Source organism: Microbulbifer sp. ABF4_148 (assembly GCF_056158985.1).
In genome coordinates this window covers 2331226-2355725 of sequence record NZ_JBSWUI010000001.1, presented here as the reverse complement: position 1 = coordinate 2355725, position 24500 = coordinate 2331226, and the positions used below count along the sequence as shown (strand labels likewise).

Sequence of the window (24500 nt, the reverse complement as noted above, 5' to 3'; positions counted from 1 at the left end):
TTGGGGTTGGGTCATTGGTCGAATAGACCGGACGACAAATACCGGTCGCCGCGGTCACAGGTAATCGCCACGATCGTGGCATTTTCGACCTCGGCGGCCAGCTGTAGCGCAGCTGCCACCGCGCCTCCCGAGGAAACGCCGGCGAAAATACCCTCTTCGCGCGCCAGACGGCGAGCCATCTTCTCGGCCATGTCCTGTTCCATGTCGATCACCCGGTCCACTTCTTCCGGGACAAAAATCTTCGGCAGGTAGGCCTGGGGCCATCGCCGTATACCCGGGATACTGGACCCCTCGGTCGGTTGCAGACCAAGAATCTCGACTGAAGGGTTCTGCTCTTTCAGGTAACGTCCGCAGCCCATAATAGTGCCGGTCGTCCCCATCGAAGAGACAAAATGGGTGATTTCTCCCCCGGTCTGCCGCCAGATCTCCGGCCCGGTGCCCTCATAGTGGGCCTGCGGATTGTCCAGGTTCGCAAACTGATTCAGTACCTGGCCCCGGCCCTGCTCCTGCATCTTCAATGCCAGATCCCGCGCGCCCTCCATGCCCTCTTCGGCAGAGACCAGCACCAGCTCGGCACCATAGGCACTCATGGAAGCCTTGCGCTCCTCCGTAGCAGTTTCCGGCATGATCAGGATCATTCGATATCCCTTGATCGCCGCCGCCATGGCCAGCGCGATGCCTGTGTTACCGCTCGTCGCTTCAATCAGGGTATCCCCGGGACGGATCTGCCCGCGGGCCTCGGCTCGGTTGATCATCGACAGTGCCGGGCGATCCTTGACCGAACCAGCGGGATTATTTCCCTCCAGCTTGAGCAATACGGTATTACCGCGCCCTTCGGGAACCAGTCTCTGCAGCCGTACCAACGGGGTATTGCCCACGCAGTCTGCGATGGTGGGATATTGCATGGCGATGTCCGTGCCAGAAAAAACGGAGCGACATTCTACCCCTGCCGTGTGTTTGGTGCTAATCCGGATATTTGCGACCAGATAGTGCGCTATGCGCCACAGAGGAGTAGAATCGAGCGAAAACAACACCATTTTCGGGGTTCCCATGACTGCCGAGAAGTCCCAGGAGCAGGCCCCGCGCCGCTCCCGAGTCCTGTCCCTTCGCGCGCTGATCTTCCGCACCACGCTGACGCCTGCGCTTATCCTGACGGTTCTGCTCGGGTCGCTATTGTCCCTGCAGCAAATGAGTGACCGCCGACACCTGCTGTTGAGCCACGGTCGCGCCAGCGCCGAGCAACTCGCACGCCTGATCGAACTGAGCGGTGGGCATCCCAAGGAAATGCGGCTCGAATGGCTGCATCAGAGCCTTATGGCGCTGATGCTGGAAAAGGATATGGTGCGTTCTGTCCAGATATACTCGACCGAAGGTGAGGGACTGAACCCCACAACGGGCCTGAAGCTTCTGGCCGGCGCCGGTCCGAGGCCGAGAGAACAACTGTCGGCAGACGTGCTCGACGGTTCCGCCCCCTTTGTTCGGGAAGAAGGCGACAGCATCCAGGTGCTTCAACCCCTCCCCAGCCAGGATGGCCTCACCTGCTGGATTGCCGTCGAATTGCATCGCCCGTATTTCACTATCGGCAGCTACCAGATTGCCCTAGCGGGGCTGGTCGGACTGATCCTGTGTACCCTGGCAGCACTCGTATGGACTGTATATCTGTCGGAGCGGTTTGCCCGGCGCATTTCCCGCATCGGGGACGTCGTCGAAGCCGTCGGTAATGGCCAGCTGGACCGCCGGGTAAGGCACGGCTCCAACAGAGAGCTCAATGTGCTGTCCGATCAGGTGAACAGGATGGCGACGAAGTTCTCCCAGTACCAGGAAGACTATAAATCCAACCTGATGCAGTCGATGGAGGATCTCCGCCAGTCGCTCGATAGTATGGAAGAGCAGAACATCGAACTCGACCTCGCACGCAAACGGGCTGTCGAGGCAAACCGGGTCAAATCGACGTTCCTCGCCAACACCAGTCACGAGATCCGCACCCCGCTAAACGGCATTATCGGTTTCACCAACTTGCTGCTGAAAACCGATATCGATGAACTCCAGCAGGACTACCTGCAAACCATCCTGCGCTCGTCAGAAAACCTGCTCACGACCATTAACGATATTCTCGATTTCTCCCGGATTGAGTCCGGCAATCTGGTGCTCGACCATATTCCGATGAATCTGGGCCAGCTGCTGGAAGAGACACTGCAGATCCTTGCACCATTCGCCCATGACAACCATTTGGAGCTGGTGCCGCTCATTGACAGTCAGCTGCCGAACACCCTGATCGGTGATCCGCTGCGGGTCAAACAGATTCTGACCAACCTCGTCGGTAACGCGGTGCGGAACTCCGAGCATGGCAATATCCCGGTCCGTATCGGGGTCCAAAGCGGTAAAGATTCAGAGTTGATGGTACGGATCAGTATCACCGACCTGGGCAACCGGATCGATGAGCAGGGTCGCAAGGAAATGCAGCAGATCCTTGAGCACGGCGCCCAGGCTCAGGCGCAGGGTCAGCAGATCAGTAGCAATGGCATTGGACTCGCCATTGCGCGAAGCCTTGTAGGCCGCATGCGCGGCAGCATTGGTATCGATGAATCCCCATCCGGTGGCGCAACCTTCTGGGTCCACATTCCGTTGCACCTCGAACGCAATCGCACGCTGCCAGAGAGAGACCAGTTCCCCAGCAACCGGATCCTGATCGCCGATCCCAACCGCATGACGCGCATGCAGGTGGCGCAGCTGCTCTCCAACTGGCAAATTGAGCCCATTGAGCTCTCGGACACGTCCACACTCAAACCCGCCCTGGAGCAGCTCTGGAACCACGATGCCCTGCCTGACGCCGTGATTATCGACACGGCCATTGCGGGAGAGCACTTCAGCGACTTTATCGAAATGGTCCAGTTGCTGGTCGACACCTACCAGTGTCGAGTCATTATCCAGGGAGCGCCGGTAGAGCTGCGACGCTGCTATGAACAGCTTCGCACCCGGGTGCTCACCTTCGTGCCCAAGCCGGTCACCAGGGATAACCTGTTGCGCTCGCTGCGCCGGGTGCTGCCCAATAGCCAGTCGCGTCCGATCACCAACACGGCCCCCGCCCTCCCCGCAACCGAGGCACCCAAGGTGCTGGCGGTCGATGACCATCAAGCCAATCGCACCCTGGTCGCCGAGTTATTGCGCAGCCAGGGTACTGACGTCACGATCGCAGCGAGTGGTGCAGAGGCGCTGGAATTGTGGCGCGAGCAGGAGTTTGACCTCATTTTCATGGATATCCAGATGCCCGACATGGACGGGATCGAGGCAACCAAACGTATACGCGAGGCGGAGTCAGACAGCCGCACCCCGATTATCGCCCTGACGGCGCATGCGGGCGCAGAAGAAAAAGCCCGGCTGCTCGCCGCCGGACTGGATGATTACCTCAGCAAACCCGTGAGCGAAGTACAGCTCAGCAATATGATCAAGCGCTGGATGAAAATCATCAGCCCCACATCCATGGCCTCCGCCGCCCAGACCAGTGTCGAACGGCTGGTTGACGTTTCCGATAGCCTGCGTCTGAGCAACGGCGACAGCCGGCTCGCCCGGGACATGCTGCAAATGCTGTTCAAGGATCTGGATGCGGACGAACGGCAATTGCGCAAACTGGCCAGCGCGGGACAGCACAAAGGCCTGTTCGAGTTCGTGCACCGCCTGCACGGCGGATGCTGCTACTGTGGCGTGCCTCGGCTGCGTAAAGCGACTGGCCGACTGCAGGAACATTTGCGCGGGCAACAGCAGGAAGAAACGGCGAGCATCGACCAATCGCTGGTAGAAGCCGTGGCAGAAGAACTCCGTGCACTGAAGAGCTGGTCTGAAGAACAGGATCTGGATGCGCTGTTCGGCCTGCGCGAAGCGGTGGGCACCTGATCCGCTAACGCGCGTGCTGGCAGTATTTGCCTGCCAGCACGCGGGCTTATGGGCTTAGGGATGAGCCCCCTCGAACACCACAAAAGCCACGGCGAAATCACGCTCATCAGAAAGTGTCAGATGCACCCGTTCGACGCCCATTGACTGAGCGCGCTCCCTGGCGGCACCGCTCAGCATGACTTGCGGCGCCTGCCGTTGCCGGCGCCGCACCTCGATGTCCTGCCACGAAATCCCCTCGCCGATCCCGGTACCCAGGGCTTTGCCCAACGCTTCTTTTGCCGCGAATCGCTTGCACAGGTAGGCCCCCTGATTTGCCGCGGCCAGTTGCGAAAACGCCTCGCGCTCTGCGGCGCACAGGACCCGCTGGACAAAGCGTTCACCAAACCGGTGCCAGGCCTTTTCCACGCGGGAATAGCTGCAAATATCTGTGCCGATACTAATGATCATGATAAACCTGTTTGAACAACTCCCGACTTCGCAGGGGACGACGACCGAGTAGCGGCTGGAGTAACACACGACTGAGACGCTTGGCCGCGGCAAGCTGGGCCTCATTGAGTTCGATACCCGCATGATAGCGCCCCAGCGCCAGCAAATCGCTCCCGCTGAACTCGTCGATTCGGGCACTTGCGTCCTGCCGATGGACCGGGACAGCCCCTCGATCGCGCAACAGTCGATACCAGCCGTGCGGAAGCACCGGGCTCTGGGTCTCCACGCACAAATCCAGTTGTGGGCAGGTGCCCAACTGCTGCAACAGCGTCAGCTCGAAATAGCGCAACGGTGCCTCCAGCTGTCGTGCGTCGGAACCATCTAGCGCAGCCAACTGGCTCAAGAGAGACTGGTAAGCAGCAAACAGCGCATACTGCGTCTCCCCTTCGGGCAGCAAGCGCACCAGTAACTCATTGGCATAGAGCCCACCATACAGCGCCCTACCCTTTAACCAGAGCGCAGCCCCGGCGTTTTCCACCGGGCCGAGCGTGCGTAGCTCCCCCCGCCCCAACAGGGAAACGAGCAACGGCGCAAAGGGTTGTAACGCTTGCTGGCGACGCTGCTTATCGCGGCGGGCCCCGCGCGCAATACAGCTGATCAGCCCCTGCTCGGGGGTGAGCAACTGCACAATCAGGCTGGTATCCCGGTAAGGACGTGTATGCAGGATATAAGCGGGTTGCTGTATGGGTGCTTGAGGCATGGAAGTCCCGTAGGGGCAAATAGTTGTCGGTACTTCTCGGATAGTTTTCGCGGGCGCACTTGCGCTGCAGTTAGTGCCGGGGGAGATGCAGCTCCCCCGACCAATCGTCGCGCAAGACTCTACTCAGCGCATTATTCGTCGCGATAGCCCAGGCTGCGCAACGCGCGTTCGTCATCAGACCAGCCGGATTTTACTTTTACCCAGAGGTTCAGCATGACCTTGCTATCGAACAGGCGTTCCATGTCTTTACGGGCTTCGCTGCCAATCTGCTTGATACGGTCGCCCTTGTTACCAATGAGGATACGTTTCTGTCCCGACCGCTCAACCAATATTGCCGCACTGATGTGCAGGATACCGCCCTCGTCGGAAAACTCTTCCACCTCAACGGTCACCTGATATGGGATTTCGGCACCCAGCTGACGCATGACTTTTTCTCGTACGATTTCGGCGGCCAGAAACCGGGAGCTGCGGTCCGTAATCTGGTCCTCCGGGAAAAAGTGCTCACTCTCCGGAAGAAAGCCGGTGATGACATTTTCCAGCGTGTCGAGGTTCACCCCCCGCAGTGCTGAGATCGGCACGATTTCGGCTTTGGGATGCTGTTCTGCCAGGGCCTGCAGTTGGGGAAGCAGTTCAGCCTTGTCCTCCAGCTGATCCACCTTGTTGACCGCGATAACCAGCGGGCTTTTGATTCCCCGCAGCTTGTCCGCCACCAGCTGGTCGCCTTCGGTCCACCGCGCTCGCTCCACCACAAAAACCACCACATCCACATCCCGCGCGGCACTGCTCGCGGCGCGATTCATATAGCGATTGATGGCTTTTTCCGCATCTCCGTGCAACCCCGGGGTGTCCACAAAGATAATCTGGTTGGGCCCCTCGGTTTTGATACCCAGCATATTGTGTCGGGTTGTCTGGGGCTTGCGCGAGGTAATCGCAATCTTTTGGCCGAGCAAGTGGTTCAGCAGGGTAGATTTGCCGACATTGGGACGGCCCACGATTGCAACATATCCGCAGCGAGAAGGTTGTTCAGTCAAGAAAGAGTCTCCGATTCACGCGGCCAAACGGAGGACCAGCGCGGTGATTTCGGTAATCAGCAAGGATGTTAACGTGGCGACCAATCAGTCAGTCACTATCGGTGCCGGTAAGTTGGTTGAAGGCCAGGGAAGCGGCAATTTTTTCGGCACTGCGACGACTGCTTGCCTCACCGCGTGTGGGCTTGGCTAACCCCTTCACGCGACACTCCACTACGAACTGCTGGGCATGCTCCTTACCGCTGACTTGCACCACGGCGTATTCAGGTAGAGGCCTGCGCTGGGCCTGCAGCCATTCCTGTAGTCGTGTTTTGGGGTCTTTCGCGGTCTCCAGTGACAGCTCTGCGAGCCGGCTATCGAACCAGGCGAGAATACGGGCGCGGGCCGCTTCGAGCCCGGCATCCAGGTAAATGGCCCCGATCAGGGCTTCCACGGCATCGGCAAGAATCGAGGCACGGCGATGGCCGCCACTTTTCATCTCGCCCTCCCCCAACAGGAGGCAGTCGCCAATTTCCAGCTCGCGAGCCAGCTCGGCCAGGCTTTCCCCACTGACGAGTTTTGCCCGCAAGCGGCTTAACTCGCCCTCACGCCCCTGCGGAAACTGCTCAAACAGGGCCGCACCGATGGTGAAGCCGAGAATGGAATCGCCGAGAAACTCGAGACGCTCGTTATTGGTGCGACCGCGGGAGCGGTGGGTCAGCGCCAGCTCCAGCAAGTCCTCTCGCTGAAAGTTGTGTCCGAGGCGGCCACACAGGCGCTGCAGGTGGATATCACTCACTTTTGACAAATTGTTCCAGGTCTACCAGCGGCTCACAGCACTGATCCGCCTTGGCGGTGTTGAGCTGCTTGTTAAATTTCATTACGACATCAATGTTAGCCAGCAAGGGCTGACGCAGTTCGTAGTCGATACTGACCAGGACGCTGTCTGCGCCACGCAGCACTCTGACCGACTTGGTGGGTTCGCCCCGCACGTTGTTGATCAGGAAATAGCTACCGAGCTCCCGCTTGATGTCAGCCCGGCTCATTTCCCGAATATTCGGGCGTTTGGAAAGCTCCTTCAAGCCCTCTTCGACGTAATACGCATCGATATAACCCGGGCCCATTTTGGACACGCAGGTCAGCACAAATCCGAAAACGGCGATAATCATCAGCAGAGACCAGTAACTCAGACCGCGCTGCGCACCCAGGCCACTACTATTGAGATTAACGGATTGATTCATGGTTCTGCTCCCATTGTTATCTTATCGAGCGTGATTACTGCACTGTGCTATTCGATTGAACCCACACGTTTGAAGCTGGGCACGCTGGTCAGCTTGTCCCAATGCATCCAGATCGCAAACGCTTTGCCGACAATATCGTTCTCGGGGACGAAACCCCACTCACGGCTATCCAGGCTGTTGTCACGGTTGTCCCCCATCATGAAGTAGTGCCCCTCTGGCACCACGCCATTAAAGTTCGCAAACCGACTCGGCCGCACGTTTTTGGCCATCAGGTGGCGATGACCATCAATATCTTCCCACATCACCTCTTTCAGCGGGTTGCCGGGCGGGACCGCCTGTATCAGCTCCTGAGACGCCAGCTCACCATTGATGTAGAGCATGTTGTTCTCGATCTTGATCCGGTCGCCGGGCAAGCCGATTACCCGCTTGATGAAGTAAGTATCATTCATATGTGGCGGAAAAAACACCATAACATCGCCGCGCTCCGGCTCGCCAATATCCACCACCTTGGTGCGTGATACCGGCAGGCGCAGTCCGTAGGCAAATTTGTTCACCAGAATAAAATCGCCGACTTCCAGGGTGGGCACCATGGACTTGGACGGAATCTGAAAGGGTTCGACGATGAACGAGCGCAGCACGAACACAATAGCCAGAATCGGGAAAAAGGATTTGGCGTACTCGACGACCACAGGATCCTCGGCGCCCGCACCGGCCTGCTCGCGCCGACGCCGGGCAAAAAACAGGCTATCTACCAGCCAGATTGCACCACTGCCTGCAACCAGCCACAGCAGAATAAGGGGGAAATTAATATCCATATTGTTCTCTTGGACAGCCTTACTGTTTTATTGCATTCATTGTTCTGATGGGCCGATCAATAGCCACTTCCGGGGCTATTGATCAACCTTCAACACGGCCAGGAATGCCTCCTGAGGCACCTCTACGCGACCCAGCTGCTTCATCCGGCGCTTACCGGCCTTCTGCTTTTCGAGCAGCTTCTTCTTACGCGTGACATCGCCACCGTAACATTTTGCGGTCACGTTCTTGCGCAGTGCCTTGACCGTTGTCCGCGCAATCACCTGGCCGCCGATGGCAGCCTGAATGGCGACATCAAACATCTGTCGCGGGATCAGCTCTTTCATTTTTTCGGCCATTGCGCGGCCCTTCTGCTGCGCATTCTCCCGGTGGACAATCAATGCGAGGGCGTCCACGCGGTCACCATTGATCAGGATATCGAGGCGTACAAGTTTTGCCGGGTCAAATCGCACAAAACCGTAATCCAGCGAGGCGAATCCGCGGCTGACCGACTTCAGGCGGTCAAAGAAATCCATCACCACCTCACTCATGGGCAAGTCGTATCGAAGCGATACCTGGGTGCCCACGTACTGCATATCCTTCTGGATACCGCGCTTCTCGACGCACAGGGTAATGACATTACCCAGGTACTCCTGTGGCACCAGGATATTGACCTCGGCAATAGGCTCGCGCATCTCTTCGATCGAGCCCAAATCTGGCAGTCGCGACGGGTTGTCGACGGTGACCACTTCGCCATCGTTCATCTGAACTTCATACACTACGGTCGGCGCCGTGGTAATCAGGTCCAGGTCATATTCCCGCTCCAGGCGCTCCTGGATGATTTCCATGTGCAGCATGCCCAGGAAGCCACAGCGAAAACCGAAGCCCAGTGCATCGGAGGTCTCCGGCTCATAAAACAGGGAGGCGTCGTTCAGCGACAGTTTGTCCAGGGCATCCCGGAATGCCTCGTAGTCGTCCGAGCTGACCGGGAACAAGCCCGCGTAGACCTGCGGCTTCACTTTCTGGAAGCCTGGCAGCATGTCGACGTCGTCAACGCCTTTTGCATGGGTCAGTGTGTCACCCACCGGTGCACCATGAATGTCTTTAATACCCGCGACGACGAAGCCCACCTCACCCGCGCGGAGCATACCGGTTTCGGTCCGCTTCGGCGTAAAGATGCCAACACTGTCGACGACGTGCGCTCGGCCGACGGACTTGGTGACGATCTTGTCCTTGGTGCGCAGGGTGCCCTGGACCACGCGGACCAGAGACACAACGCCCAGATAGCTGTCGAACCAGCTGTCGATAATCAGAGCCTGCAGGGGCGCATCGACATCCCCCTCCGGCGGCGGTACCAGGCGTACCAGATCTTCGAGAACATCCTGCACACCGAGGCCGGACTTGGCACTGCAGCGTGTGGCCTCCGTGGCGTCAATGCCGATGATGTCCTCAATCTCTTCCGCCACCTTGTCCGGGTCCGCCTGGGGCAGGTCCATTTTGTTCAGGACAGGAATCACCTCAAGGCCCTGCTCAATAGCGGTGTAGCAATTCGCGACCGACTGCGCCTCGACGCCCTGAGCAGCGTCTACCACCAGCAGGGCCCCTTCACAGGCGGCCAGGGAGCGGGAGACCTCATAAGAGAAATCCACGTGTCCGGGGGTATCGATGAAATTGAGCTGGTAGGTTTTCCCATCGCGCGCGGTGTAATCGAGGGTCACACTCTGCGCCTTGATGGTGATACCGCGCTCCCGCTCCAGATCCATGCTGTCGAGGACCTGTGCGGCCATTTCCCGATCACTGAGGCCACCGCAGTCCTGAATAAAGCGGTCAGCGAGTGTGGATTTGCCGTGGTCGATGTGGGCAATAATGGAAAAATTGCGGATATGGGAGAGATCTGTGGCCACAGCGGAGTAGAAATCCTATAAAAATCAAAAGGTTATCTGGAATTACAACCAGAGACGTGGCGCAAGTCTACCAAAGGCAGGGGTGGCTGGGCAGGGGGAAGTCGCCGCGACCCCAATTTGGGGCCACGGCACAGGATCACGATCAGTCATCCTCAATCTGAATGGTACGGAAAGTCGGCTGGCCGCCGCGGAAGAATCGGATGGGCAGCAGCTCTTTTTTCGGCATGTCCGCGACCACGTCATCGAAGTCCTTCATATTCTGGACCTCTTCAAATCCCAGCTGGGCGATGACATCGCCGGAACGCAATCCCGCTTTTGCACCGGGCTTGCCCGGCACAACCTGCTTGACCAGGACCCCGCTATCGACGCCCTGCCGCTGCTTCATGGCTTCGGGAATATCGCCCACCACCAGCCCCAGGCGGCCGCCGATCTCGGTCGAAGGCGTGGACGAAGCCTGCTGCTCACTGTCGTCACCGGTGAGCGCACCCACCACCACCTTGATGCGGTGGTTTTTGCCCTTGCGCATCAGATCAACATTCACTTCCGTGCCGGGCTTTGTCTGGCCCACCGCATGGGGCAGGTCACCGGACATGCTGATTTTCTGTCCGTTAAAGCGGGTGATGATATCCCCTGCGAGAATACCGGCCTCAGCGGCGGGCGCACCGGCCTCAACCTGGGCAACCAGCGCCCCATTAGGCTTGCCGAGCCCCATGGCTTCCGCCAGCTTGCGGTCCACATCCTGGATTCCGACCCCGAGCCATCCGCGATCGACACGGCCCTTGTCTTTCAGTTGAGCCACCACATCGCGGGCGAGATGCGCGGGTATCGCGAATGAGAGGCCAATCGATCCACCGCTGCGGGTGTAAATCTGGCTGTTGATACCGATGACTTCGCCTTCCAGGTTGAACAGCGGACCGCCCGAATTACCCGGGTTGATCGCGACATCCGTCTGGATAAACGGGACGTAGTTCTCGCGGCTTTCGTTGGGAATACTGCGCCCCATCGCACTGACGATACCCGCGGAAGCGGAATAGTCCAGGCCGAACGGCGACCCGATGGCAACTACCCATTCACCGACTTTCAGGTCCTCGGAATCCCCCCAGTCCAGGGAGGGCAACCCTTTCCCGTCCACCTTGAGCAGTGCCAGGTCGGACCGAGGATCCGTGCCGATCACACGGGCTTCAAATTCGCGGCGGTCGGTGAGGGTCACCAACACCTGATCCGCGCCTTCCACCACATGATTATTCGTGACTACGTAGCCATCGCTGGAAATAATAAACCCGGACCCCATGCTGGCCACCGGACGCTGCTCGCGACGCCGGGGCTCAAGCAGGTGGCGGAAGATATCGGGAATCTCCTGCTGAAAACGCGGGGACATCCCCCCCCGCGCCACGCGGGTCCGCTCTACCGTATTGATTTTGACGACCGCGGGCGAGTTTTCCTCGATCAGGTCGGTGAGTTCTGGCAGCCCCCTGGCGGAAGCGCCCGCGGAAACAAAGAGAAAGATCGTCAGCAACACCTGAATACTGCGTGTAACCATCGGTTTGTTACCCCTAGTTATCCCTTCTAATATGACTGGAGTGGCATGAAAAAATGCCTTTTCGTGTATCCGGCGGCCATCCCCCCAAAATCGGGCACTGACTGGCCGGCCTACGTTATCGGCATCGCCCTGGGGGCGTGCCTTCATTGTTTAGTGGCGATTCGTCCACAAAAGTTCTGTGAACTTTGTTAATGAATGTTAAGCCGTCACCATCCCAACGACCGAGGTAGTCACGAAACCGCATGAATCCCCGTCGCCCGCGCCCAGAACGAGGCTTTTTTGGCCTGCCCTTCGAGACCTATGGACGCTCCGAACTGGGGGCGCCACTGGTCTACTTTCCGGCACAGAACCCGGCCTCAACCGGGGCGGGTCTGGTACTGGCCGGTACCCACGGCGATGAAGCGGCGGCCATCGTTTCCCTGTCCTGTGCCCTGCGGACCCTGTCACCCGGCGCGTTGCGCCACCACGTTGTCCTCACCGCCAATCCCGATGGCAGTCAGCTTGGACTGCGCTGCAATGGCCGCGGGGTCGATATCAACCGCAATTTCCCCACGGCCACCTGGCAGGCTGGGGGAACGGTGTACCGCTGGAATTCCATGGCAGATGAGCGCGATGTGCGCCTGGCAACTGGTGAAAGCGGAGGATCCGAAGCGGAAACCCGCGCACTGTGCGCGCTCATTGACCAACTGATGCCGGTCTGGGTGGTATCGATTCACGAGCCACTGGCCTGCATTGACGATCCGGACGAATCTCCGCTTGGCCACTGGCTGTCACAACAGCTGTCACTGCCCCTTGTCAGCGACGTCGGCTACGCCGTACACGGCTCCTTTGGCGGCTGGTGCAAAGAACGCGGCCTGCCCTGCATCACCATCGAGTATCCACCGATCTCCGCCGACGCAGCCAGCGAGGACTACCTGGAAGCACTGATGGCCCTGCTTTGTTACGACCAATAAACCCTGCCCGCATCAAAACGCAATGATGGCCGGGCGTCCTGCGCCAGCCAGGTGGGGCCGTCCAGATCACAGAATTCCATGTTTTCGCCCAGCGTCCAGGCAGCGCGAATTGCCCGCGAGGTACACAACATACAGCCGAGCATCAGGCGAAACCCCTTGGCCTTGCCCTGAGCCGCGAGTGCGGTGGCTTCTGTGATGCCACCGGTCTTGTCCAGCTTGATATTCAACATGTCATACCGTCCTTCCAGTCGCGGCAGGTCGGCGCGGGTGTGGCAGCTCTCATCGGCACAGATCGGCAGCGGGTGCGGGAAGGTTTCCAGAAAGTGATCGTTATCCGCCGGCAGTGGTTGCTCGAGCATGCTCACTTCGTGGTGCGCGAGCATCGCACAGCGCTCCTCCAGGCCCTCGACACCCCAGGACTCATTGGCGTCGATAACCAGACGCGCACCGGGCGCCGCCGCGCGTACGGCCTCGACACGCGCCTCCACATCCGTTTCATCGAGTTTCAGTTTCAGGGTTTCAACTCCGGCGGCCACCAGTTCACTGGCACGCCTAGCCATCGCCTGCGGTGCGTCAATGGCCAGCGTTTGCACCGAAGGGAGTACCTCAGGACCCGGCGCTCCCGTTTCCCCACACTGTTGTCGATGAAGATCGACCAACGCGCAGTCCAGCGCATTGCGCGCTGCGCCAGCTGCCAAACGCAATTGCAGCCGATGGCGATCCATGCCCGATTCAATTTCCGGCAATAGCGCGTCGATTTCCGCCATCACCTGCTCGGGAGTCTCACCATAGCGTGCGTAAGGTGTGCATTCGCCAACGCCGATGATTCCGTTGTCGTCAAGTTCAACAACGACAACGACGGCCTCGGTTCGCACACCGCGGGAGATGACAAATGGGGTTTTAAGGGGCCAGCGCTCGATAAAGCAACGCGCGCGCATTGGAATCTCCTGTACGGGGCCTCCCGAGTGCTCTCGGGTCCTTTATCAGGGTTTCCAGCAAGTGTAGGAGTAATCAGCCCGACAGCGCGGGCTCAATGCGGATCAACACCGGTTGGTAGAGGGAATTGGCACGCTGTACCGCACTGTACCAGCGCACGGCGATCGCCGAGACGAGCAGGCCGAGGACAGCCCCGGCAATGGCTCCAATTTCACCTGCATAGCGATCGCCGATAATGGCCCCGCCCAGTAAGGCCAGCAACGGCACCAGATACAACAAGAGCACACCGCGCGTCACCGCGCGCTCCGGTACGCCAATCACGGCAGTATCGTTGATCTCGATAGACTCGGAATCCCGCTCGCCGAGGGCAATTCTGATACGGGATCGGCTGCCAAAATAATCGCCCAATAAACCCGTGCCGCAGGAGGATTTGGCGGTACAGCCGCCGCAGGTGGTTTGCTGTACCGTCTCTACCCAGATCGCGTCCTGTTCAACGGCGACCACCCGGCCCCGCTCCTCAACCACCCTGCTGCCCCGCACCTTCCAGCGCCACAGAGGCCGCTACCCGCTCTGCGGTTGCGCCCGGTATTTCGCCGACAACCGTTACGGTGTAATTGGTGCCATCGGCGTCGATACGGTTCATATAGGCCACGGTGGCGCCACGCATCGCCCGCCCCTGGAAATCCAGTCCGGGTCGATGTTGCACAAACACGGAGAACATACTGAGGCCATCACTGAACACCAGCATTTCGCCATCGGCCAGGCGGCGGACCGCGACCTGTTGGTAGCCAGACGGGAGCCAACTCAAGCGCCAACGACTTTCCGTCTCTTTGCAGGCTTCACTGTTATCGATGCGCTTTACGTTCGCGGAACGCGGCTCCAGCGCATTTTCAGCCAACGGGGTGAGATCCAGCTGCACAAACTGGTAGCGCTCGAGCACCCGCCCCTGAGTGCCAATCAGCATGGATTTCAGTGGCAAGCCCGTATCACGATCGATATAGAGAAACATTCCGAGACGGTGGGGATCGCGCGGCCGCGCTTCGATGACCACAGTGTCGCGATCAGCGATGCGCTCGTTACCGCGCAAGGCAAATTGATAGGCCTCTCGCAGGCGCGCACGCACCGTGGGATTCCCGAGCATCGCGCGCCCGAGCAGTGTCGCACCGCGTTCACAGGTAGGATTACCGCGACTAATCAGTTCGCGGGGCTCCCCGCTCAGGTAACGCACGCGCTCGATGGGTACGCCCTCATCCAGGCCGTGCACCACCTGCAGCGTCTCGAGCATGCCACCATGTTCAAACGTCACCAAACCGCTGTATTCAAGCTCACTGACCGACTGGCCCAATTTGTCGAGCCAATAGTCAACGCCACCTGATACCGACTGGCGATCCGGTGTTCCCTCTTGCTGGGCAATGGCCGAAGGCGCCAGCAACAACAAAGCCAACAGCAAGCTGTTGGCTTCAGTGGTCAAATTCGCAAAGTATCGAAGCACAATTACTGCCCGTTCTGCTCACCATAAGTGGCGCGCACAAAAGGCACCATGCCCTGATTACCGAGATGTGCGGCCTGTTCGGAATGCTGGATCATGACCCGATTCAGGTGCTCCATCAACTCTGCGGGAGGCTGGCGCATTGGGACACCAATCTGGCGTTCAAGGACCATACGCGGTGCGGTACTCACAGCACGCGTACTCGGTGCGGGCACGTAGAAGCCACTGGGCCGTGGCGTGGACTGAACCACCGGCTTGGGTGCCACCGCTGCCGGCTCGGTACCCGCGACCAGCTCAGGGCCAGCCTGGGACCCGGAAAATTGCTGCACGCCGAGGATGGCTGCGAATGCCACGGTGGCGGCGACCGCCCCTCGTGACAGGGAGCGCCACCAACGATTATCCGTGGCGGAATGATCAACACTGCTCCCCTCCGCGGACTCGTTCAGCGCAGGTTCGGCATCAATTGCCGCAGAAATACGTGCCGCCAAGTCGGTATCAACCGCCGACACCGATTCTCGACGCATGACACTCGCGGCCAACTGATAGCGGGTCCAGCGTTCACCAATCTCTTCACCGCCCTCACTGGCCTTGAGCACACGCTGGAGCTCCAACTCCGTTGCCTCGCCATCCATCAGCGCCGACAGCGACTCGTTTAGTCGCTCCTGATGATTCCCGTGGGACATACGGGCACACCCTCTTGTGGTATTTGTTTCGTTTTGGCGGGTTGCCACCCACCCCCTGAGAATTGTTACCTCCGGCGTCTATGGTCACCGGTTATCCCCTATGACCCGCCTCTTTGCTAATTGGTTCACAATTCACGACGTTTTTTTGCAAAAATTTACACAAATTTTGAAAAGGAAACCGACGAGCTAGCTTCGGTCACCCATCGGTTCTGCCTCACCTGACATAACCGCCTGAACTGTCCGATCAATGGCTTCCCGCGCCCGAAATATCCGCGACCGGACCGTACCTACCGGGCAGCCCATCACTTCCGCAATTTCTTCGTAGCTGAGCCCCTCCATTTCCCGGAGGGTAACCGCGGAGCGCAGGTCTTCTGGCAATGCACGGATCGCTTCGTGCACAGCCTCTTCGAGCTGATCGCGAAACAACTGGTTCTCAGGCGTCTCGTTATCCCTCAACAGGTCCGCACCCGAATAAAACTCCGCATCATCCAGATCCACATCGGAGGAAGGCGGCCGGCGGCTGCGAGATACCAGGTGGTTCTTTGCGGTGTTAATCGCGATCCGATACATCCAAGTGTAGAAAGCACTATCGCCCCGGAAGTTGGCCAGCGCACGATACGCTTTGATAAACGCTTCCTGCACGACATCTTGCACTTCGGCGTGGTCTTTAATGAATCGGCTCACCACGGCCACGATCTTGTGCTGGTATTTCAATACCAGCAGGTCGAAGGCGCGCTTGTCTCCCTTCTGGACCCGCTCTACCAGCTGGCGATCACTGGGTGACGCCTGTTGCGCTGTCATCCCCTACTCCCTAAAACAGCTACTGCCCCCACAGCGCGCAAACTGGAGATCTGCGCGCCGACGTTTATTCTATGGAGCTGGAGACAGCGGCCGTTGGACATAAGTTCCCGTCAAATCGACGAATCTGAAGTTGGCGCTATACTACGCCACCCCTCGAAACAATGAAAATTATGAGAGTACAGTCAAATTACGATGTTCTGGTGATCGGTAGTGGTGCCGCCGGTCTCACACTGGCGCTGCATCTCGCTGCCCGCTATCGCGTGGCCCTGCTGTCCAAGCAAAGACTGAAAGATGGCTCCACCTGGTTCGCCCAGGGCGGCATCGCCGCAGTACTGGATGATACCGATTCCGTTGAATCCCATATCGCTGACACCTTAGACGCGGGCGCAGGCCTGTGCCACCCGGACGCGGTAAGACAGGTTGTCGAGAATGGGGCTGCCGCCATTCAGTGGCTGATTGACAAGGGCGTGGATTTCACCCGCGAGGAGACCGGCTACCATCTCACCAAAGAGGGCGGCCATAGCCACCGGCGCATCATCCACAGTGCTGACGCCACCGGACGCGCCGTGCACAGTCGCCTGATTGACGAAGTGCGCAACACGCGGAATATCGATTGTTTCGAGCATCACGTTGCGCTCGACCTGATCCGCCAGCCAGACACGTCCACTGGACGCTTCCGCTGTGCCGGTAGTTACGTCTACAACAAGAAAACCGAGCAGGTTGAGCTGTTCCAGGCCCGCGCGGTGGTGCTGGCCACTGGAGGCGCCAGTAAAGCATACCTCTATACCAGCAATCCCGACGGCGCCAGTGGCGATGGTATCGCCATGGCCTGGCGTGCGGGCTGCCGCGTCGCGAATATGGAGTTCAACCAGTTCCACCCCACTTGCCTCTACCACCCCAAAGCCAAGGCCCTGCTGGTGACCGAAGCGCTGCGAGGAGAAGGCGCGCACCTGAAGCTGCCCGACGGCAGTCGCTTTATGGAGCGTTTTGACAAGCGTGGGGAACTGGCGCCACGTGACATTGTGGCCCGCGCGATCGACCACGAGATGAAGCGTCTCGGTGCCGACTGTGTCTATCTGGATATCTCCCACAAAGACCCGGAGTTTGTGCGCGAACACTTCCCGACGGTCTACAGCAATTGCCTGAAGTACGGTATCGACATCACCGTCGAACCCATTCCCGTGGTACCAGCCGCGCACTATACCTGCGGGGGTGTCATGGTAGACGAACACGGCCGCACGGATCTGGATCAGCTGTATGCCATCGGCGAGACCACATTCACCGGACTGCATGGCGCCAATCGCCTTGCCAGCAATTCCCTGCTGGAGTGCCTGGTGTACGCCCGCGCGGCAGCACATCACATAGACGCCACCCTCGATGGCGTGAGCAAACCGCGGACAGCGCCGCCCTGGGACGCTTCGCGGGTAACCGACTCCGACGAGGACGTCGTGATCTCCCACAACTGGGACGAATTGCGGCGGTTTATGTGGGACTACGTCGGCATTGTAAGAACCCGCAAGAGATTATTACGTGCCCATCATCGCGTCGAGTTATTGCAACAGGAAATCCGCGAATTCTATGCCAACTACCGGATTACCAGCGACCTGATCGAGCTGCGTAACCTCGCGGTGGTGGCGGAATTGATCATCCGTTCTGCGCTGGATCGACGTGAAAGCCGCGGCCTGCACTACTCTCTCGACTACCCGGAACTCCGTGAGCTGGCCATGGACACCATTCTGGTACCGGAAAATTTTGCCAACCAGAGACACATTGTTTAATTCGGACTTTGTATTACGCGGTGACTGCTACTTGAGGGGAATGGCTCGAAGGGGATGCTTACGCGCGACGCACGGCACCAGCCCTGGAATGGCGCAAGGCAACCTGTAACGCGTGCCAGTCGCCTGCGGTCACGCTGTCCGGCATCAGAACCAGACACAACTTTTGCGCGTGACTGTCGCGACCATGGATGATCAGCAGCCACTGCCACAAGACCAGCTCACCAGTGAATTCGAACGCCTGAACGTCACCAGCTGCATTCTCCCAGTACCAGCGGCGATCACGGGAGTGAATCCGCCCTCGTACAGCGCCCAGCCGCTGGTAATCCCGTGCGGCGAACGCCAATACCAGCAGACTGAAAGACAATAACAGGAGCCAGCCGGGAGCCAGCAGCCAGAGCAGGGTCAGCACCAGCAGCGTGAGGCCTGCCAGAATGCCCATGAGACATTTAGATGGCTCCACGGCAATCGATAGCCGGGCACTGCGGTCGCCCGCAAGCGTGTCCGCGCTACTCTTGCAGGCCGGTGTTGTCACGGATGATCTGAACGATGCGCAGCAGCTCCGGATCGGCCGGATCCTCGCGGCGCAGGAACCAGGCAAACAGGTCCTGATCCTCGCTATCGAGAAGCTCTACATAGCGCTGCTGATCCTCTGGATCCAGCGAGTCATAGACATTCTCCAAAAAAGGGAGCAATACCAGATCCAGTTCCAGCATGCCTCGGCGACTGGCCCAAAACAGGCGGTTGCGATCCATACTTCCATCCAACCCAGAAAATTTGCGGCAGTATACCCGCTAACGCGCCGCCGCACAGCCGCCATTGGTACGGGGTGCCTGCAAGTCACCACAGCAACAGCGGCGCTTGAAATCACCGCAGACAGCCCCAAATCAGCATTCCAGAAGGACTCGCGCTGTGTGACAGCGACAGAGCAATACCACAACGACGGATGAGACAGCATGAATCAGGAGCAGTGGCACGCATTTCTCGAATCGAAAGGCGCGGTTTGGCAGGGGGACGCTGCCGAATTCACCCCGTCCGGGGATGGCCTTGCGCTGGTCGACCTCTCACCGCAGGGGGCGATTCGAGTTGCAGGCCCTGACAGCCAGAAATTTTTGCAGGGCCAGGTCACCTGCGACCTGGTCAATCTTCCGCCAGAACACTGGACTCTGGGGGCACACTGCAACCCCAAGGGACGTATGATCAGCGCTTTTCGCGCGCTGAAGCACAGCGAAGAGACGCTCATTCTTTGGATGCCACGGGATCTGGCTGAGACGGCCCGTGCTGCCCTGGCGAAATATGCTGTGTTTTTCAAGACGGAACTGGAGAACATCAGCGATAGCCACCGATGGCTCGGCCTGCAGGGACACCATGCACTGACATTGAGCGCTGAGTTGCTCGGCATTCCGACTATGGCTCCCGGCGCTATGCACAACTTCGAGTGGCAGGGAGCACACCTGATCGCCGTCGCACTCAACACACATCAGGTTGCCCTGCTCGTGCCCAACTCGGCATCTGCTGCCGCGTGGGATCATCTCGCTGAGTCCGCGCACCCGGGCGGTTATAACAGCTGGAGTGGCGCGCTGATACAAGAGGGGATGCCGCAGATCTTCGCTGCCACCAGCGAACAGTTCATCCCACAAATGACCAATCTCCATGTATTGGGCGGTGTCAGCTTCAAGAAAGGCTGCTATACGGGCCAGGAAGTAGTAGCCAGAATGCAGTTTCGTGGCGCGTCAAAGCGTCGAATGTACCGGGCATCCATTGATGGTGGTAGCCCCCCACCGGCCGGTGCAACGATTTTCGCCGGCGGCGATCAGGGCGTCGGCAATGTTGTCGAGTCCAGCTCCAACAACGGCGGTATCGAGCTACTTGCGGTACTCACCAACAGTAAAGTCGCGGAGGGTGCCACCTTTCATCTGGAGGACGCTCGTGAGCTCGCCCTGCAGGAACTGCCGTACGATGCAGATGCGGACCCGCTCGCTTAGCGCGCATTACCGGTAGGACTCAGTCCGGATCAAATCTCTACCGCAACCCGGCGCAGTGCAGACGCGTCGGGCAGCGCCCAGTCAACCGGTGAGGTGCCATGCTGCTGCAACCAGGCATTAGCCTGCGAGAACGGGCGCGTACCAAAAAAGCCCCGATGGGCGGACAACGGTGAGGGATGTGGAGCGCGTAGCACCAGATGGCGCCCTGAGTCCACAAAGGCGCCTTTTTTCTGCGCGTAGCTGCCCCACAAAATAAACACCAGGCCTTCACGCTGTTCTGCCAGCGCATGAATTGCGGCGTCCGTAAATATCTCCCAACCCTTACCCTGGTGCGCACCGGCCTTTCCATCTTCGACGGTGAGCGTCGCATTCAGCAGTAACACGCCCTGCTCTGCCCAGGGCTGCAGGCAGCCGTGCTTCGCAGGCGCAATGCCGAGATCGCTATCCAGCTCCTTGAATATATTCTGCAGGGAAGGCGGAATACGCACCCCGGGCATCACCGAGAAACAAAGACCGTGTGCCTGATTGGGACCGTGGTAGGGATCCTGCCCGAGGATCACGACCTTGACCTGATCAAACGGAGTGGAATTGAAGGCATTGAAGATTTGCCCACTCGGAGGATAGACACTTTTACCAGCGCCTTTTTCCGAACGGAGAAAATCTCGCAATTGCGCCATGTAAGGCTTGGTAAATTCCTGTTCCAGCACCCGATGCCAGGACGGATGAATTTTTACCGATGAATCCATTGGCATGGTTGCTCCACCACTTAACCGATGACTTTTTTTACCTGTCGACGCAACTCGGGCACGACTTCCGCCTCAAACCACGGGCGCTGGCGTAACCACAGCGTATTCCGCGGGCTGGGATGCGGCAACGGAAAGTACCCCTCGGGTAACGCTTCACGAAAACGACGCACGTTGTCTGAAAGACTGGCAGCGCGCGGGAACAACGGCCGCGGCAGGTAATACCGCTGGGCATATTGCCCGACCAGCAGGGTGAGCTGCAAACTGGGGAGCTGATCGAGCAAGCGCTGGTGCCAGGTGGATGCGCATTCTGGCCTGGGCGGCAGATCTCCGCCGCGTCCTCTCCCGGGATAGCAAAACCCCATCGGAATGATGGCCACCAGCCCCGGATCGTAGAAGCGCGCCCTGGAGAGATTCAGCCAGTCCCGCAAGCGGTCTCCAGATGGATCGTTCCAGGGAATACCAGTCTCGTGCACGCGGGTACCTGGTGCCTGCCCGACAATCAACAGCCGCGCGCCCTCGCCGACCTGAATGACCGGCTTTGGGCCACGCGGGAGATTGGCCTCACACAGGCGGCAGCTGCGCACTTCGCGCAGCAGATCTTGCAGGGGAATCTTCGTACTCACCCGACCCGCGGATTAGTCAGTGGATCCCAAAGCGGGATGGGCCAGGTGCAGGAGCAAACCGCGGCGATCCTCGGGCTCCGCGGCTCGCGCGACATTGTTGTTGTCGAGGACAACAAAGATGCCTTTCTCATTGATCGCAAGGCCCTCACCTTTGCCGTATTCGGTGTCCTGGTAGACGTACTCCGGGCCCTCTTCAATATGCCGGTAGTCAAGGCACCACTCCGCCTCCAGGTCATCGGGTCCGCGACGACAGACCGCAGAAGCATTGCGCTCCAGTGTGTACAGTGCCCCGTCATAAAAGAACAGGCCGGCCACATCTTCAGAGCGTCCCTTAAAATCGAGTCCGGCTACTGCGGGTATCTGGTGAAACCGGGGCTCTACCTGCGCGTCCTTGAACTGCACGAGGCCACGCTGATCGCGCTCTAGTGCCACCCAGACATCTTTGCCCATCACGACCACACCTTCGGCCGCGCCATTGAAGTGCTGCATGAATCCACGTCGGCGCGCTTCCAAAGCCCACACCGCCGGCAACCACTCCACCTCCCCGGAATCCGGACGGTACGCAGCGATCCGGTGGTGACGCTCGCTGACCAGATAGATCGTGCCCTCATCCGAACAGGAAATACCTTCGAAGTCCGCAGCCGGTGCTTCCTGAACCACATTCAATAGCGCCGGAACAACCCCTTCCCAGGGACCATCGGGTACCTCGAGACGAATGTCCTGATCGGGAACAAACCGACCGCGCTGCCCTGCCAGTTCAATGGTATATATCGAACTGGGCTTTTTGTCGGAAACCGCGAGTAACCTGCCATTGCAGAAACTCAGACCAGAAACATCAAGCCCCTCGCTGCCATCCAGCCAATAGCTGTGTAACAACGTCGCCGGCTGTACATGAACACCACTAGATCCCGCCTGCAGAGCAACGGGCACCAGGGTGAGTGTGAACAGTAGGAACAATATCGAGTAGCGCAAACCGGTTAGCTCTCCTGCAGGGTTAATCGCGGAAATTATTGAACTGCAATGGTTGTTCCAGTTCCTTCCCTTTGAGCAAGGCAATCACCTGTTGCAGATCGTCACGCTTTTTGCCGGTGACGCGTACCTGATCCCCCTGAATAGAGGCCTGCACCTTCAGTTTCTCTTCTTTGATTATTTTGGTGATTTTTTTTGCCAGGTCCTTGTCCAGACCATTTTTCATCGCCACGGAGATCCTGACTTCCTTGCCGGATTGCTCCATCTCACCGACATCCATGGCCAGGGGATCAATATTGCACTTGATCAGCGCCGCTCGCAGCATATCCACCATTTGTGTCACCTGCATGTCAGACTCCGCCCGCAAGGTCAGGGCAAAGTCTTTCATTTCCGCAACAGCATTAACCCCTTTAAAATCAAATCGGTTGCCCACTGTGCGGTTGACCTGATCTACCGCGTTGGTGAGCTGATGTGCATCGACTTCAGATACGATGTCAAAAGAAGGCATAGTTTTTCCTCAATTCTTGCCGCCGGCTAACTTGCGGCGATTACTGCCAACGATCCAGGGAAACTTCCAGTACAGACTGGTCCCCACCCTGCGCCGCGACCCAGACCTGCCCGTCCTGGATCGTCACGCTCAAATCCATATTCCGCTCAGCCATGGCTGCCAGCGCTTCGCTTTGCTCTGCCGGCACATAATAAACCTGTAATTTGTCAAAACGGGCGAGGCCATCACGCTGCTTTTCCCACCAAACCGGAGCCGTTCGGCGACCGTAAGCGTAGACACGAACCTCTGTGGAGCGGTTACAGGCCTTGCGTACACGCTCTTCTGCCGGCACACCCACTTCAATCCAGCTTTCGATCTCTCCGCTCAAATTCTTTTTCCAGAGTTCTGCTTCATCGTCACTGGACAATCCACGGGTAAATTCCAGTGAATCACTGGCATTGAGAGCAAAGGCCAGCAAACGCACCATCATCCGTTCATCGGTCTCAGAGGGGTGGCGTGCCAAAGTCAGCGCATGTTCGGCGTAATAATGCCGATCCATATCCGCTACCTGTAGTTGCGCTTTGAATATCGTCGCTTTCAGTGCCATTCGCAATCCTGTTCCCGCTACCGCCGTCCTGCCGGACCAACCGGCGACTATTATTTAGCTGCCTTGAAATACCGTACTGTGAGCGTGGCATACCCCTCACAGCCCAAACTCAGCGCCCCCAACAACCCAGTGGAATCCCAGGATGCCGACTTTACCTTCTTTCGCCCGCCACTATACCCGGTACCGGTTGCTGACACTGCTACTCGTTAGTGCCCTCGCGGCATCGCTGAGTGGCTGTGGTATCAACAATATCCCGACATATGATGAACAGGTCAAAGCCGGTTGGGCTCAGGTCGAGAACCAGTATCAACGCCGCGCCGACCTGATCCCCAATCTGGTCAAGACCGTCAAAGCCTATGCCTCTCACGAACGCGAAACCCTTGAGGCAGTCACCGCAGCGCGTGCGAAAGTCAACCAGATGCAGGTCGACGAAAACCTGATCAATGACCCTGCCAAGCTGGAGCAGTTCGAAGCAGCTCAGGCCCAGCTCAGCGGCGCACTTTCACGCCTGATGCTGGTCGTGGAGCGCTATCCCAATCTCAAGGCGGACCAGAATTTTCTCGCCTTGCAGTCGCAACTGGAAGGGACAGAAAATCGGATCAGTGTGGCTCGGCGCGATTATATCGCTGCCGTCGAACGCTACAACCGGGAGATCCGCACCTTCCCCGGGCGAATCTGGCACAGCATCCTCTACAGCGACTTGCCTATTCGCGAGACGTTCTCGGCGACCAGCGAGGATGCGGACAAGGCTCCTGAAGTGGACTTCCAGTAAGCACCCGAATCCATGGAGCCTTTGCGACACTTTTTATGGTGTCTGATCTGTGGCCTCGCGCTGGGTGTGGGCCCGGCAGACGCAGCCCCCGAATTCCCTCCCCTGAGTGGAAG

26 protein-coding genes are annotated in these 24500 nt (G+C 58.7%); 5 read left to right on the top strand and 21 right to left on the bottom strand.

Annotated elements, in window-relative coordinates; translation table 11 throughout:
• Positions 1-11 precede the first annotated feature (11 nt).
• The gene (gene cysM, locus ACXAD0_RS10260) at positions 12-905 is read right to left on the bottom strand and encodes a cysteine synthase CysM (protein ID WP_475088313.1); all 894 of its coding nucleotides are present in this window, start codon (positions 903-905) and stop codon (positions 12-14) included.
• 145 nt (positions 906-1050) lie between these two features.
• On the opposite strand from cysM, the gene ACXAD0_RS10255 reads away from it, so the two are divergent.
• Positions 1051-3891, top strand: a complete 2841-nt coding sequence (locus tag ACXAD0_RS10255) for a response regulator (RefSeq protein WP_475088312.1) — start codon at positions 1051-1053, stop codon at positions 3889-3891.
• 54 nt (positions 3892-3945) lie between these two features.
• Here ACXAD0_RS10255 and acpS read toward each other — a convergent pair whose 3' ends face one another.
• From acpS to ACXAD0_RS10215, 8 genes are all read right to left on the bottom strand, one after another.
• Positions 3946-4338, bottom strand: a complete 393-nt coding sequence (acpS, locus tag ACXAD0_RS10250; RefSeq protein ID WP_475088311.1) for a holo-ACP synthase — start codon at positions 4336-4338, stop codon at positions 3946-3948.
• A complete protein-coding gene (recO, locus tag ACXAD0_RS10245) occupies positions 4328-5077 on the bottom strand; it encodes a DNA repair protein RecO (RefSeq protein WP_475088310.1) in 750 nt (249 codons plus the stop codon). Before recO ends, acpS begins: the two co-directional genes overlap by 11 nt.
• 131 nt (positions 5078-5208) lie before the next feature.
• Positions 5209-6108, bottom strand: a complete 900-nt coding sequence (gene era, locus ACXAD0_RS10240; RefSeq protein ID WP_475088309.1) for a GTPase Era — start codon at positions 6106-6108, stop codon at positions 5209-5211.
• An 88-nt stretch (positions 6109-6196) separates the two neighbouring features.
• Positions 6197-6883, bottom strand: coding sequence for a ribonuclease III (gene rnc, locus ACXAD0_RS10235; protein WP_475088308.1), 687 nt, complete (start codon positions 6881-6883; stop codon positions 6197-6199).
• Positions 6876-7325 (bottom strand): DUF4845 domain-containing protein, encoded by a 450-nt coding sequence (locus tag ACXAD0_RS10230; RefSeq protein ID WP_475088307.1) that lies wholly within the window; start codon positions 7323-7325, stop codon positions 6876-6878. The genes rnc and ACXAD0_RS10230 overlap by 8 nt, the downstream gene beginning before the upstream one ends.
• Positions 7326-7372: 47 nt before the next feature.
• Positions 7373-8140: a signal peptidase I gene (gene lepB, locus ACXAD0_RS10225; RefSeq protein ID WP_475088306.1), complete on the bottom strand. Its 768-nt coding sequence runs from the start codon at positions 8138-8140 to the stop codon at positions 7373-7375.
• 75 nt (positions 8141-8215) lie between these two features.
• Entirely contained in the window at positions 8216-10021 is a 1806-nt protein-coding gene (lepA, locus tag ACXAD0_RS10220) for a translation elongation factor 4 (RefSeq protein WP_475088305.1), read from the bottom strand.
• Positions 10022-10163: 142 nt separating this feature from the next.
• On the bottom strand, positions 10164-11561 hold the full coding sequence (locus tag ACXAD0_RS10215; protein ID WP_475088304.1) for a Do family serine endopeptidase: 1398 nt from the start codon (positions 11559-11561) through the stop codon (positions 10164-10166).
• 242 nt (positions 11562-11803) lie between these two features.
• Here ACXAD0_RS10215 and mpaA point away from each other — a divergent pair, with 242 nt between their 5' ends.
• The gene (gene mpaA, locus ACXAD0_RS10210; protein WP_475088303.1) at positions 11804-12514 is read left to right on the top strand and encodes a murein tripeptide amidase MpaA; all 711 of its coding nucleotides are present in this window, start codon (positions 11804-11806) and stop codon (positions 12512-12514) included.
• Here the strand turns inward: mpaA and ycjG are convergent.
• From ycjG to rpoE, 5 genes are all read right to left on the bottom strand, one after another.
• A complete protein-coding gene (gene ycjG / locus ACXAD0_RS10205; protein WP_475088302.1) occupies positions 12502-13452 on the bottom strand; it encodes an L-Ala-D/L-Glu epimerase in 951 nt (316 codons plus the stop codon). The two genes, mpaA and ycjG, sit on opposite strands and share 13 nt — an antisense overlap.
• Before the next feature lie 73 nt (positions 13453-13525).
• Complete coding sequence (locus tag ACXAD0_RS10200; RefSeq protein WP_475088301.1) at positions 13526-13975, bottom strand: SoxR reducing system RseC family protein; 450 nt, start codon at positions 13973-13975, stop codon at positions 13526-13528.
• On the bottom strand, positions 13968-14942 hold the full coding sequence (locus tag ACXAD0_RS10195; RefSeq protein ID WP_475088300.1) for a MucB/RseB C-terminal domain-containing protein: 975 nt from the start codon (positions 14940-14942) through the stop codon (positions 13968-13970). Before ACXAD0_RS10195 ends, ACXAD0_RS10200 begins: the two co-directional genes overlap by 8 nt.
• 2 nt (positions 14943-14944) lie before the next feature.
• Positions 14945-15622: a sigma-E factor negative regulatory protein gene (locus ACXAD0_RS10190; protein ID WP_475088299.1), complete on the bottom strand. Its 678-nt coding sequence runs from the start codon at positions 15620-15622 to the stop codon at positions 14945-14947.
• 186 nt (positions 15623-15808) lie between these two features.
• Positions 15809-16423, bottom strand: a complete 615-nt coding sequence (gene rpoE / locus ACXAD0_RS10185; protein ID WP_475088298.1) for an RNA polymerase sigma factor RpoE — start codon at positions 16421-16423, stop codon at positions 15809-15811.
• 161 nt (positions 16424-16584) lie between these two features.
• On the opposite strand from rpoE, the gene nadB reads away from it, so the two are divergent.
• Entirely contained in the window at positions 16585-18201 is a 1617-nt protein-coding gene (gene nadB, locus ACXAD0_RS10180; protein WP_475088297.1) for an L-aspartate oxidase, read from the top strand.
• A gap of 58 nt (positions 18202-18259) precedes the next feature.
• Here nadB and ACXAD0_RS10175 read toward each other — a convergent pair whose 3' ends face one another.
• Both ACXAD0_RS10175 and ACXAD0_RS10170 read right to left on the bottom strand, forming a co-directional pair.
• Positions 18260-18661 carry a protein YgfX gene (locus ACXAD0_RS10175; RefSeq protein ID WP_475090360.1) on the bottom strand — a complete coding sequence of 134 codons (402 nt, stop codon included), beginning with the start codon at positions 18659-18661 and terminating at the stop codon, positions 18260-18262.
• 46 nt (positions 18662-18707) lie between these two features.
• Positions 18708-18953, bottom strand: coding sequence for an FAD assembly factor SdhE (locus tag ACXAD0_RS10170; RefSeq protein WP_475088296.1), 246 nt, complete (start codon positions 18951-18953; stop codon positions 18708-18710).
• Between the two features lie 201 nt (positions 18954-19154).
• Here ACXAD0_RS10170 and ygfZ point away from each other — a divergent pair, with 201 nt between their 5' ends.
• Positions 19155-20183 (top strand): CAF17-like 4Fe-4S cluster assembly/insertion protein YgfZ, encoded by a 1029-nt coding sequence (gene ygfZ / locus ACXAD0_RS10165; protein WP_475088295.1) that lies wholly within the window; start codon positions 19155-19157, stop codon positions 20181-20183.
• 29 nt (positions 20184-20212) lie between these two features.
• Here ygfZ and ung read toward each other — a convergent pair whose 3' ends face one another.
• From ung to ACXAD0_RS10140, 5 genes are read right to left on the bottom strand one after another with little or no spacing between them, the layout of a single operon-like run.
• Complete coding sequence (ung, locus tag ACXAD0_RS10160) at positions 20213-20929, bottom strand: uracil-DNA glycosylase (RefSeq protein ID WP_475090358.1); 717 nt, start codon at positions 20927-20929, stop codon at positions 20213-20215.
• 20 nt (positions 20930-20949) lie between these two features.
• On the bottom strand, positions 20950-21552 hold the full coding sequence (locus tag ACXAD0_RS10155; protein ID WP_475088294.1) for a uracil-DNA glycosylase family protein: 603 nt from the start codon (positions 21550-21552) through the stop codon (positions 20950-20952).
• A gap of 12 nt (positions 21553-21564) precedes the next feature.
• On the bottom strand, positions 21565-22524 hold the full coding sequence (locus tag ACXAD0_RS10150) for an esterase-like activity of phytase family protein (RefSeq protein ID WP_475088293.1): 960 nt from the start codon (positions 22522-22524) through the stop codon (positions 21565-21567).
• A gap of 22 nt (positions 22525-22546) precedes the next feature.
• Positions 22547-23029 carry a YajQ family cyclic di-GMP-binding protein gene (locus ACXAD0_RS10145; RefSeq protein ID WP_475088292.1) on the bottom strand — a complete coding sequence of 161 codons (483 nt, stop codon included), beginning with the start codon at positions 23027-23029 and terminating at the stop codon, positions 22547-22549.
• Positions 23030-23069: 40 nt separating this feature from the next.
• Positions 23070-23615 carry a YaeQ family protein gene (locus ACXAD0_RS10140; protein ID WP_475088291.1) on the bottom strand — a complete coding sequence of 182 codons (546 nt, stop codon included), beginning with the start codon at positions 23613-23615 and terminating at the stop codon, positions 23070-23072.
• A gap of 142 nt (positions 23616-23757) precedes the next feature.
• Here ACXAD0_RS10140 and ACXAD0_RS10135 point away from each other — a divergent pair, with 142 nt between their 5' ends.
• The gene (locus tag ACXAD0_RS10135; RefSeq protein ID WP_475088290.1) at positions 23758-24387 is read left to right on the top strand and encodes a LemA family protein; all 630 of its coding nucleotides are present in this window, start codon (positions 23758-23760) and stop codon (positions 24385-24387) included.
• Positions 24388-24500: the final 113 nt, after the last annotated feature.

Bases quoted from the DNA above. Each gene is read 5' to 3' on its own strand.
- cysM (WP_475088313.1), bottom strand. From the start codon at position 905: ATGCAATATCCCACCATCGCAGACTGCGTGGGCAATACCCCGTTGGTA.
- ACXAD0_RS10255 (WP_475088312.1), top strand. From the start codon at position 1,051: ATGACTGCCGAGAAGTCCCAGGAGCAGGCCCCGCGCCGCTCCCGAGTC.
- acpS (WP_475088311.1), bottom strand. From the start codon at position 4,338: ATGATCATTAGTATCGGCACAGATATTTGCAGCTATTCCCGCGTGGAA.
- recO (WP_475088310.1), bottom strand. From the start codon at position 5,077: ATGCCTCAAGCACCCATACAGCAACCCGCTTATATCCTGCATACACGT.
- ACXAD0_RS10230 (WP_475088307.1), bottom strand. From the start codon at position 7,325: ATGAATCAATCCGTTAATCTCAATAGTAGTGGCCTGGGTGCGCAGCGC.
- lepB (WP_475088306.1), bottom strand. From the start codon at position 8,140: ATGGATATTAATTTCCCCCTTATTCTGCTGTGGCTGGTTGCAGGCAGT.
- ACXAD0_RS10215 (WP_475088304.1), bottom strand. From the start codon at position 11,561: ATGGTTACACGCAGTATTCAGGTGTTGCTGACGATCTTTCTCTTTGTT.
- mpaA (WP_475088303.1), top strand. From the start codon at position 11,804: ATGAATCCCCGTCGCCCGCGCCCAGAACGAGGCTTTTTTGGCCTGCCC.
- ycjG (WP_475088302.1), bottom strand. From the start codon at position 13,452: ATGCGCGCGCGTTGCTTTATCGAGCGCTGGCCCCTTAAAACCCCATTT.
- ACXAD0_RS10190 (WP_475088299.1), bottom strand. From the start codon at position 15,622: ATGTCCCACGGGAATCATCAGGAGCGACTAAACGAGTCGCTGTCGGCG.
- rpoE (WP_475088298.1), bottom strand. From the start codon at position 16,423: ATGACAGCGCAACAGGCGTCACCCAGTGATCGCCAGCTGGTAGAGCGG.
- nadB (WP_475088297.1), top strand. From the start codon at position 16,585: ATGAAAATTATGAGAGTACAGTCAAATTACGATGTTCTGGTGATCGGT.
- ACXAD0_RS10170 (WP_475088296.1), bottom strand. From the start codon at position 18,953: ATGGATCGCAACCGCCTGTTTTGGGCCAGTCGCCGAGGCATGCTGGAA.
- ygfZ (WP_475088295.1), top strand. From the start codon at position 19,155: ATGAATCAGGAGCAGTGGCACGCATTTCTCGAATCGAAAGGCGCGGTT.
- ung (WP_475090358.1), bottom strand. From the start codon at position 20,929: ATGGATTCATCGGTAAAAATTCATCCGTCCTGGCATCGGGTGCTGGAA.
- ACXAD0_RS10145 (WP_475088292.1), bottom strand. From the start codon at position 23,029: ATGCCTTCTTTTGACATCGTATCTGAAGTCGATGCACATCAGCTCACC.
- ACXAD0_RS10140 (WP_475088291.1), bottom strand. From the start codon at position 23,615: ATGGCACTGAAAGCGACGATATTCAAAGCGCAACTACAGGTAGCGGAT.
- ACXAD0_RS10135 (WP_475088290.1), top strand. From the start codon at position 23,758: ATGCCGACTTTACCTTCTTTCGCCCGCCACTATACCCGGTACCGGTTG.